Genomic DNA, 8,193 nt, shown 5'->3' on the forward strand with positions numbered 1-8,193 from the left:
TTAATTACTGTTGACGGCATTAGTTTTCACTACGTAAGATAAAAACTTGGTTTTTTTATATGCCAGAATAATCTGAGATTTGTCTTTGTTGATAATCCATTTAAGATTTGTTACAGATATTAAATAACTTGGTTTTTATTGTCTTGAATGTATAATATAAGAAAACATTGGATGAGAAGAGGGAATAATAGATTTTTTTTAAGATAAGTTTGATAACAATGATGCGCAGATACCCTTCTTTTTATTATTAATATATTGTTTTGAGGATTTTATCCTTTTTGATTTATATTTTCATCATCCTTAACAGTATATCATGATTGATGGATTCAAAATACCTTTTGATGTCAATTTCAATGATGATATAATCAATCCCTTTTAATTATCGTAGAACGATTTTTAATAATATAATAATAAGATTTTTTGATTAAGAAATCGAAACTACATTTTTAAAAATTAATTTAATATCTAACTTAATTACTTAGGCTAAAGCGATTTTTTTAATAATTCGATCTTTTTGTGCTTTTTGTTAGTTAATAAACTACCCCATACCAAATTAATTTATTATCAATATCCTTTATACTCGATTAAAGTAGATTAATAATTAGATTTTACCATTACATTATCCTTATTATTTATCAGGCTGTTTCGATTTATCGCTTAAAACCATTTAGTGATAATATTATTTTGAATAACTGACTTAATCGAAACCCACTTTTGAGAAATGTTTTAATCCAATATCGTTTCCTTTAAAGAATTTTTTTGCCCTTTCGATTTTTATCAGCACTGATTATTGGCGAGATAACACAATATTTAGGATTCTTTAGCGCTTATAAAAGGATTAAAAGATTAGTCATTTACTTTAATTAGCTGAATTATTTTTATCCAAAATAAAAGACATAACATCTCGAGCAATAGTTAATTCTTCATTAGTAGGAATAATTAAAATAGGAATAATAGATTTTTTGCTAGCAATATTTCTCAATTTAGGGCCATTTTCATTTAGTGTTGGTTCTAAAAAAATATTTAAAACTGCTAATTTTGAAATAATTTCGGATCTAAAAAAAATGGAATTTTCGCCAACACCTGCTGTAAATACTAGAGCATCAATACCTTCTAATGTTACGTAATAACTGGCAATGTAATCAACAATTTTCTTAATTTGAATCTCTAAAGCTAATTTAGCTTTCGCATTACCCTCTAACATAGCTTTTTCTAAATCTCTACAATCATTCGAAATTCCCGAAATACCTAATAAACCAGATTTATTATTTAAATCATCAATCACTTCTTGAGATGTTTTATTTTCATAACTAGAAATTAAAGCAACAATAGCAGGATCTATGTCTCCACTGCGTGTACCCATCGGAACACCAGCTAATGGTGTTACTCCCATAGAAGTATCTACTGATTCTCCTTTGTCATTAACAGCAGTAATAGAGACCCCATTTCCAGCATGGCAGATAATTAATTTTAAATTAGATTTTGCTAAAAAACGTTGTGCTTCTTGAACAATAAAACGACAAGAAGTGCCATGGGCACCATATTTACGAATTTTATATTTTTTATACCATTCATAAGGCACTGCATATAAAAAATTAGAAGTTTTAATAGTTTGATGAAAACTAGTATCAAAAACACCTACATGAAGAGCTTTGGGTAAAACTTGTTTAAACAAACGAGCACCCAAAATATTAACAGGATTATGTAAAGGGGCTAAATTATTTAAACTTTCCAATTTATCAAGATTTTCATCTGTTAAAATAATAGAATTTGGAAATAATTCGCCACCTTGCACAATACGATAACCAATTCCCTTAATTTCAGTAATTTCTTTAATAATTGATAATTCAATTAATTTTTTCAATAATAATTCAATAGCTAATTTATGATCAGTAATAGCTATATTTTGTTTATAAATGCGATCTAAAGTTTTAATAGTAAACATAGAATTAACATTGCCGATTCGCTCGAATAAACCACTACATAACATTGTTTCTGTAACCATATTAATTAATTGAAATTTCAAAGATGAACTACCAGAATTTACAGACATAATTTTCATAAAAAACCTCCACTTTTATTGAAATTGATATAAATAAAAAAATAAAAAGCTATTTATAAATAAAAATAATAAGCAAATAATAAATACATAATATATTATCAGAAATCCAAATTATTATTAATCCATTAAATTATATTTTTCATTTGAATAAATAAAATTTATCATAATGTTATATGGATAGAACGTTTGCGTTTAAATATCAGGATGTAACTTCCTGATATCTATTACAAACAGCCCCCATCTAAACCGGACAAGCAAGTTTCCAAGCATCCGGCTTGCCATAATTTATCCTCTTTTGAACACTAAATAGACTTTAGTTGCAATAAATTACTGACTTCTTTTGCCCTATAAAGGCCGTTAACCTTCATCTTGGGAGGGCGATTAACTTAATTATTCCAAATTAAGTTTTACTCCTCCGACTACTAAAAAGTCGCTTTATCCTTGAGCCTAATGACTTTTATTTCATTATTAGTTAATTTAATAACTAGCTTTTAGGATTCTCCAAGTTACTCTAAATATCGACCTTAATCCGTTAGGAGAAGTGACCATTTTGATAATGGTGAGATTCCAGGTTTTTAACTGATAAACTATCCAATCCTAATGCTATATCGGATAGATTCTGGACTGCTCGGTTATTACAGTAGCTTGTTGAAACAGGTTAAATTACATCTTCTTAGCTTCTTAGGCCATTTCAGGCTTATCCATAGGATTATTAGGTGGCGGAATCTTTTTGACTAACTACTTCTTCGTCGCAACCCGCTTTTAAGAACTGCTGTAATTCACTATTCTTTCGTTTAATGAACCATTCTTATCCTTTCAGTGTTTATCTGCACTGGTTATTGGTTAGATAACGCGATATTTAGGCCTCTTTGGCGCCCATCGATAAATGTTAATATACGGATAGATTATCGGCGTTTCTTTGATAAGATTTGTTTTTTTATCAAATATTACCAATAGCCCCCGTCCAAACGGTGCAAGCAAGTTTCCAAGCACACCGCTTTCCATAATTAATAAATTACTTTCTTCTTTCGCCCTATAAAAGTTGTTACCTCTCTTCTTGGCAAGACGATTAACTAGATTATTCCACATCTAGGTTTACTCTTACGACTACTAAAAAGATTCTTTATCCTTGACTATCAGGGCTTCTATTTCCTGATTTGTAAATTAAATTACTTAGTTTTAGGATTCTCCAAGTTACTCTAAATTTCTACCTTAATTCTTTAGGGGAAGTATCCTCGTTAAGAGGCTGATTCCAGGTTTCTTTATATGATAAACTACTCAATACAGAATTAGATATTAGTAGACTCTGGACTATCCGTTTAAGCAACTTCCGGAACAGGTCTTATCATTACATCATTTTTCCTTCTTAGACCATTTCAGGCTTCTCCATGGAATTATTAGGTGGCGGAGTCTTCTTGACTAATTTGCTTTCGTCGCAACCCGCTTTTATGGTCTGCTGTAATCCGGCATTCTTTCGTTTGACTGACCGACCATATCCTTTCAGGGGTTTATCGGCCCTGGCTATTGGTTAGATAGCACGAAATTTAGGCTTCTTTTGGCGCCCAATTCTATTAAGTTATGTGTTTTATTCAAAGCACATTCTTTAGCTGCTTTCGAACATATAAAACATAATCGAGGTTTTGGTGGATAAAACAAATTTCGGGAAACATTTTCATGTTTTAAATTAATAATATCTAAATCAACTAAACGAAAACAAATATGAGTTTTTTCTAAAATTAAAAAATTTTTTTTAATTTCTATTAATTTGGGCATTTCTGCAGTAATTAAAACTATATTAACATAAAAACCAGCTTTATCAAATAATATTCTAAAATCATTAGAACCCAAACATATTTGTGTTTTTTTTAAAAAAGGTATTATAATTTTTTTCATAAATAAATTAAAAAATTCAAAATATAAAGGTTTAAGCTTAATTATTCCTGGAATATTTAAATTAATAGTTAGAAGACCTTTTTGATAATAATTTAACATTTTAAGTTGTAATATATATCTTTCTTCTTTGGCTTTTAAATATTGCTCTATCATTTTATAAAACATAATAATTATATAAACCTAAATATTATAACCAAAATTAAAATAAACATATATTCTTTATTTTACTTTATAAACGGTATCAATTAAAGTACCATCACGATACTCAATCAAGGCAATAACACGATTAGTATCATAATTAATTGGTAATGGTTTGCCCACAATACTATAAGCCAAGTCGCGTAATTCACAAATATCTTTAACAACTATTCCGGCTGACTTTAACCACATAAGTAAATCAGTTCTTATCGGATTTACAGCAATACCTAAATCAGTTACCAAAACATCAATAGTATTCCCTGGAGTAACTATTGTTTGTACACGATCTACTACAGAAGAAATTCGTCCTCGAATTAAAGGAGCAGCTACAATAGCAATTTTACTACCGTATGCTACATCACTATGACCACCAGAAGCTCCACGTAAATAGCCATCATTTCCTGTAATGACATTACAATTAAAATTAACATCTATTTCTAAAACACTTAAAATACCAAAATCTAATTTATTGACAGCACAACCTTTAATGAAAGGATTAGCATAAAAAGAAGCTGACATTTCTAAATGATTAGGATTGTTTTTTAAAGAATTAACCGCTTCTAAATCAAAAGACTGCACATCTAATAATGTATTAACTAACCCTTCCTTTAATAAGTCTACTTCCAATTTAATAATTCCTCCTAAAAAAACAGAAGCTTTTATTTGCTTACGCCTCATTTCATCAGATAAAATTACTAAAGATGCTTGAGAAGCCCCACCAGTTCCTGTTTGAAAAGAAAAACCATTTTTAAAATAAGGTGTGTTTTTAATAACTTTAACAATGTTTTCAGCAATAACAATTTCTTTAGGATTAAATTTCGAATGAATTTCTCCTGAAGAAATTTTTTTATTATCTCCAATCACTTCTACTTTAACAACATAATCAACATAAATTTGCGGAATAGAAATAGGATTATTAGGATAAGAAACTAAAGTGTCTGTGATAATAATAGTTTTATCAGCATACTGCGCATCTACAATAGCATAACCTAAAGATCCTACGCAAGAATCACCTATAACACCATTAGCATTACCCATTTCATCACTACTTGAAGCAGCTAAAAAAGCAACATTAATATAAGATTGTTCCGTAGTAATAGACCGTGCTCTACCACCATGAGATCTAATGATAACAGGTTTCGTTAAAAGACCTTCAGAAATAGCATTACCTAATTCTCCCCTTATAGCTGAACCTTCTAAAGCAGTTACAATACCATCTTTAATATATTCGATAAAACAATCATGAGACTTTGTAAAAGAAGAAGCTAAAACAGTTAAATTTTTAATATTTAATTTCTTGATAGCTTCCATAACTTGTTGAAAAGTTTTATCGCCGTGCCTAAAAGCATGATGAAACGAAATAGTCATACCATCCTTTAAACCACTTTTAACAATAGCTTCTTCTAAAGAATTTAACACTTTATTATTTAAAAAATTATATTGATTATTTTTGATTTTGGTCACGGTACCAACACTATTATCATCATTTTTACATTCATAAATCCCATTATTATGATTATCTATTTTTTTTGAATTTTTCTTAAATTGTTCTATCATTGAATTATTCCTTTTTTTATTAATTAACAATTTGAAAATTACTTAATTTTATTAAATATTTTTTAATCGAAAAACTATCGAAATAATTTTTTTATAATTTGATAACATTATATTTTATTAATATAATACTTTTTAATAACATTGATTTATATCATAAAAAACAAAAAAATCGTAAATATTAAACTAATAATATCTCTCGCCAAATGTTATAACTCGTTCAAAATTGATTTACTATAACATATGGAATCTTTTATTATTTTGAGTTTATTATTAATACAAAAAATACCAAATAATTGTTATTAATCTTCTATGCTAGGATTCGTAATATTAGCTTTTTGTAAAATATTTTCTGCATATTTTATAACTGGTTTATCAATCATTTTGCCATCAATAGCAAATACACCTTGGTTTTGTGAACGATATTTTTTATATAAAGTTAAAATTTTTAAAGCTTCTTGGATTTCTTTATCGCTAGGTTGAAAAATTCGATTAAGAATAGGCAATTGATCTGGATGTATAGCGGATTTACCATTGAAACCCATTTCTTTTACTAAAATAGCTTCTTTTTCTAATCCTTCTAAATCGGAAACATTATCATAAATACAATCAATAGCATCAATATCAACAGATCTAGCTGCATGCAATATCATTTGGCGAGCAAAAAACAATTCATGACGATTAATAGTTTTAGTAGCTTGCAAATTTAACATGTAATCTACACCGCCCAAAGCAATCCCTACTACTCGCGAAGAAGATGACGCTATTTCGAGCGCATTTAAAACTCCTTTAGCACTTTCTATAGCGCAAAAAATAACAATTTTAGAAGGTTTGTTATATTTAGCTTCAATATTTTCAATATCTTTAATAACTCTTAAAACTTCTAATTTTGATTCAACCTTCGGTAAACGAATAGCATCTAATTTTTCATTAGTTACCATAGCTTCTAAATCTCTCTGATAAAAAGGAGTATCAAAGGCATTAATTCGTACCATAGTTTCAATATTAAACCTATGATAATCCAAAAAACTAATCATATTTCTAGTTAATTCGCGTGCAGCATCTTTTTCTTCAATAGCAATAGCATCCTCTAAATCAAATATCACACTATCTACCTGATAAGAAATAACATCTTTAAATAAAGCAGGATTATTACCAGGTATAAATAGCATGGTTTTTCTATTTTTTTTCATTTTTAGCCTCGATATTATTTTTGTATTTAAAATTAAAAAATTTAATAATAGTAAATTAAATCAGGTTCTAGCACGTTCTAAAGCCACTAAAATACGTGATTTTAAAACAATTTCTAAAGCTCCTTGATCTTGGATTAATAATTTACAACTAGTGACATTATTTTCTTTTAAAATTTCAAGAGTTAAAGTGCGCATTTGTTCTCCGAATTGTTTTTCAAAAGGTGATTGAATGATAATTTGTATAATATCAGATAAATTAGGTTCTATAGTTATTAAACAATCACTAGAATTAAGAGAACCACAAAAGGCTCTTTTTATAATAGGTTTTAATTTATTATTATTTATCATTTTGTAATCCTCTTTTTTTAATCACTTTTTGCACTATATCAACATATTTAAAAGCTAAATTAGCTATTTTAGATTCATCTACTATATCAACATCGCGATCGCTACCTAATTCACCTGTAATACCAACCGCTAATGCACCTGCTTCAAAATAATCTAAAATATTTGATAAATTAATACCCCCCGTTGCCAAAATAGGCCAATTAGGAAAAGGATCTCTGATTAAAGATAAAGCTTTAGCTGTAAATGCAATACTTGGATACAATTTCAATAAAGAAGCACCTTTTTGAATAGCTAAATACATTTCATTAACAGTCATAACTCCGGGAACATATAAAATATCATTTTCGATAGACCAATTTAAAATTTCTTCATTATAAACCGGAGAAACCAAATATTGCGCTCCCGATTCTAAAGCTGTTTTAGCTTCGTGTAATGTTAATACGGTACCAGCTCCAATCATTGCTTTTGGATATTGCAAACTAATTTCTTTAATTAAAGAAAAAGCCTGAGGAATAGTTAAAGTAATCTCGGCAAAACGAAAACCATTTTCTAATGTATTTTTTAAAATTTTATAAGCGTTATTTTTAGTTTTCGTACGGACAATCACGCTTAAAGGATTTTGCTTTAAATAATAAATTTTTTTTTGAATATTTTGCACTTAACACACTCCATTTTTATTAATTTTAGTTAATAAATATATTTTGAAACTAAAAAGTCAATATTAATAAATATTATTCAACCGATTTACACAAAATAAAAAATAAGTTACAACAGATAAATCAGCACAACCTCCTGGAGAAATTTTATTGTTTACATAGTAATTATTTTTAGACAAAATAGCTTTTTGAAAAGTTATAAAACCCATATTTTCTAAAATATTTAACCATGATAAAGCTTTTTTTTGTATTTTTTTAAAAAATGAAAAACCAATTTTATTAATTAAAG

General features: G+C 28.0%; 7 protein-coding genes. All 7 read right to left on the reverse strand.

Annotated features, from left to right (window positions below; all coding sequences use genetic code 11):
* Positions 1 to 859: 859 nt before the first annotated feature.
* On the reverse strand, positions 860 to 2,062 hold the full coding sequence (locus KHD59_RS01165) for an acetate kinase (RefSeq protein WP_213680378.1): 1,203 nt from the start codon (positions 2,060 to 2,062) through the stop codon (positions 860 to 862).
* Between the two features lie 1,521 nt (positions 2,063 to 3,583).
* Positions 3,584 to 4,120 (reverse strand): citrate lyase holo-[acyl-carrier protein] synthase, encoded by a 537-nt coding sequence (locus KHD59_RS01170; protein ID WP_213680377.1) that lies wholly within the window; start codon positions 4,118 to 4,120, stop codon positions 3,584 to 3,586.
* A 54-nt stretch (positions 4,121 to 4,174) separates the two neighbouring features.
* Positions 4,175 to 5,710 carry a citrate lyase subunit alpha gene (gene citF / locus KHD59_RS01175; protein ID WP_213680376.1) on the reverse strand — a complete coding sequence of 512 codons (1,536 nt, stop codon included), beginning with the start codon at positions 5,708 to 5,710 and terminating at the stop codon, positions 4,175 to 4,177.
* 299 nt (positions 5,711 to 6,009) lie between these two features.
* The gene (locus tag KHD59_RS01180) at positions 6,010 to 6,900 is read right to left on the reverse strand and encodes an HpcH/HpaI aldolase/citrate lyase family protein (protein ID WP_213680375.1); all 891 of its coding nucleotides are present in this window, start codon (positions 6,898 to 6,900) and stop codon (positions 6,010 to 6,012) included.
* A 60-nt stretch (positions 6,901 to 6,960) separates the two neighbouring features.
* Positions 6,961 to 7,248 carry a citrate lyase acyl carrier protein gene (citD, locus tag KHD59_RS01185; protein WP_213680374.1) on the reverse strand — a complete coding sequence of 96 codons (288 nt, stop codon included), beginning with the start codon at positions 7,246 to 7,248 and terminating at the stop codon, positions 6,961 to 6,963.
* A complete protein-coding gene (locus KHD59_RS01190) occupies positions 7,238 to 7,906 on the reverse strand; it encodes a bifunctional 4-hydroxy-2-oxoglutarate aldolase/2-dehydro-3-deoxy-phosphogluconate aldolase (RefSeq protein WP_213680373.1) in 669 nt (222 codons plus the stop codon). Before KHD59_RS01190 ends, citD begins: the two co-directional genes overlap by 11 nt.
* 63 nt (positions 7,907 to 7,969) lie before the next feature.
* On the reverse strand, positions 7,970 to 8,193 hold a 224-nt coding region (locus KHD59_RS01195; RefSeq protein ID WP_213680372.1), incomplete at its 5' end, for a triphosphoribosyl-dephospho-CoA synthase.

It is taken from the genome of Sesame phyllody phytoplasma (genome assembly GCF_018390775.2).
Taxonomy (GTDB): domain Bacteria; phylum Bacillota_I; class Bacilli_A; order Acholeplasmatales; family Acholeplasmataceae; genus Phytoplasma; species Phytoplasma australasiaticum.

What these genes read in the sequence shown, in the direction of transcription:
- KHD59_RS01165 (WP_213680378.1), bottom strand. Translation starts at nt 2,062, where the DNA reads ATGAAAATTATGTCTGTAAATTCTGGTAGTTCATCTTTGAAATTTCAA.
- citD (WP_213680374.1), bottom strand. Translation starts at nt 7,248, where the DNA reads ATGATAAATAATAATAAATTAAAACCTATTATAAAAAGAGCCTTTTGT.
- citF (WP_213680376.1), bottom strand. Translation starts at nt 5,710, where the DNA reads ATGATAGAACAATTTAAGAAAAATTCAAAAAAAATAGATAATCATAAT.
- KHD59_RS01180 (WP_213680375.1), bottom strand. Translation starts at nt 6,900, where the DNA reads ATGAAAAAAAATAGAAAAACCATGCTATTTATACCTGGTAATAATCCT.
- KHD59_RS01170 (WP_213680377.1), bottom strand. Translation starts at nt 4,120, where the DNA reads ATGTTTTATAAAATGATAGAGCAATATTTAAAAGCCAAAGAAGAAAGA.